2 protein-coding genes are annotated in these 2,407 nt (G+C 41.9%); both read right to left on the bottom strand.

Features of this window, described 5'->3' with window-relative positions:
- Window positions 1–186 precede the first annotated feature (186 nt).
- On the bottom strand, window positions 187–2,139 hold the full coding sequence (locus tag T499_RS0101185; RefSeq protein WP_033149460.1) for a site-specific DNA-methyltransferase: 1,953 nt from the start codon (window positions 2,137–2,139) through the stop codon (window positions 187–189).
- 1 nt (window position 2,140) lies between these two features.
- Window positions 2,141–2,407: DUF4391 domain-containing protein (locus T499_RS0101190; RefSeq protein WP_033149461.1), on the bottom strand; the 267-nt coding region annotated here is incomplete at its 5' end.

The raw sequence follows: 2,407 nt of genomic DNA on the forward strand, positions 1-2,407 counted from the left end.
ACATCCGCATTTCGCCATCCCACATATTCCTCCTCATACACAATTCGCCCTTTGGTTTTACCCAAGTCACGACGATACTGCGCATTCGTTTTCGAGGGCTGCCCAGCAAACACATTTACCGTCTGCTCCACAGCCTCTGTTTGGTATTGTTGTATTTTAAACTTAAACTTCATACACCTGCAACGTTTAGAGGATTCTGCGGATGGTATCCTTACTATAGTGATTGAATATCTGCTCGAAGTTGTCTGCTACGTTGTCGTTGGCGAGGCTCTTGTCGCGCATCACGAAGTAGTATGGCTGCTGCTTGGCAATCTCTGTGATAGTGGTTTCGTTCACAGCCTCATCGAAGCAAGCCATCAAGTAGCCATCGCTCACGTTCCAAACCGTCTTGCCAGCAATCTGCGTCTGCTCGATTTTGGCGGACAATTCTATGCCGAGGTCTATCATCGTCTGGAACAGCAGGTCTTCTTCTGTTCGGTCTGACTTGATGTTGTCCTCAAACAAGTCTCTTTGGTCAAACTCCTCTGGGGTGTAATACACATTCTCCATGTTCGACGAGTCGAGTTTCAGCACACGGAAACCAGTATCAAGGTCTTGTGTGGTCAGCGGACTTTCTTCCTTGATCTTCTTGCCTGCACGACGGATACGCTCTTTTCCGATTTCACAGATATTTTTATAGCCAGCCTTGTAGGCTTCACTCTTTTCATCCGTTGCCTCAGGCAGTTGCACCATGATGAACTTGCGCTTGCCTCCATATTTAGCATTCATGTTAAAAATAGCGTGAGCCATTGTTGATGAGCCAGAGAAGAAATCCAAGATTAAAGCATCCTTGTTTGCGAAATAACTAAGGAGATGAACAAGTAATTGATTGGGCTTAGGAAAACTAAATATTTCCTTTTTTCCAAAGAGGTTGGCGATATCATCTGAACCATAATTAGGGATCGAACTCTCATCTATAACAGAACTAATCACTTGCGTATTTCTCTCTTTTCTATATCTAGGAAGTCCATTCCTATTAAAAAAGATTTCTAACCATTCTTGGCCTTTAACGTCAATAGTTTTTTTACCGGTCCCAAGATTTTTAAAATATTGCTCAATTTGATTCTTATAAGGCCATGTTCCCCTAAGGATGACATCTTCCTGTAAGATACCATCTACAAATAGCATTCTACCACTAACAATTTTCAATTGAACTTCATCCCCCACATGATCTGAAAACTCAATATTCGTAACCCCTTCTATTCTGCATCCTTTCTTAAAAAGGATATCATTAAATGGATTTTTGGGACTAGGTTTGTTGTAACAATAATGTTCCAAATCCTCTAATTCATCGCTACGATTAATCCCAAAACAACTTTTGACACATTCAGCCCTTTTTCCATAAGCTAGAATATACTCATGGTTCTTTATAATTTTATTAAATCCTTTAGAAGAACCACGATTAACCCATATCATCTCACCTCTATCAAGTCTATTCTTTTGGCCAAAGATTTCATCACATATTTTTCTTGTATTATCAACTTCATTATCATCAATGCTAATAAATATCACGCCATCCTCACTCAACAAATCCTTAGCGACTTTCAGACGTGGATAAATCATGTTAAGCCAATCAGTATGGAAGCGGCCATTGCTTTCTGTATTCGTAACGAGCTGATGACCATCTTCATCATACTGCCCACTATTGTGAACATACTCCTGCTTGTCTTGGTCAAAATTGTCGTTATACACAAAGTCATTACCTGTATTGTAAGGTGGATCGATATAAATCATCTTCACCTTACCCAAATAATTCTCACGGAGCAGCTTCAACACCTGTAGATTATCACCCTCGATATAGAGGTTCTGCGTATTGTCAAAGTCCACACTCTCCTCACGGCAAGGACGCAAGGTGTCTGTGGTAGGTGCATTTGCCAAACGAATGGCATTGCGCTTATCAGGCCAAGTGAACTGATAGCGTTCCTCTGGGCCTTCCACGATATTCTTTGACAGTTCCTGACGGAGCTGGTCAAAGTCGATTGCCACCTGAGGGCGACCTTTTTCGTCCTTCACTTCAGTCAAGCAGTTTGGGAACATTTCCCCTATTCGCTTGATATTCTCATCCACCACATCTGTGGTTTGCATATTTAATTTTTCCATATTATAATTGTTCTTTTAGTTTCATTATTTGTTGATGCAACTCGTATTTCTTGCGAGTTTGCTTTTCGGTGCGGGCTCGCTTTTCGAGGGCTTCAATCTGGCGAAGCAGCTTTTCTCGCTGCTCTCGATTGAGTATCTGTTCCTCGATAGATTCTTCTGCCTGAGCATCCAAGCCGCCAATAACAGCAACGATATTCTCCCATACTTCATCGAGCGACAAACCCGTCAGAGGTATCTCCGTTGATTCCGTATTGCGCCAGTCTGACTG

This window comes from Prevotella sp. RM4 (genome assembly GCF_000701965.1).
GTDB classification, from domain to species: Bacteria; Bacteroidota; Bacteroidia; order Bacteroidales; family Bacteroidaceae; genus Prevotella; species Prevotella ruminicola.

Excerpts from the sequence above, each read along its gene's own strand:
- T499_RS0101185 (WP_033149460.1), bottom strand. The coding sequence starts at position 2,139 with ATGGAAAAATTAAATATGCAAACCACAGATGTGGTGGATGAGAATATC.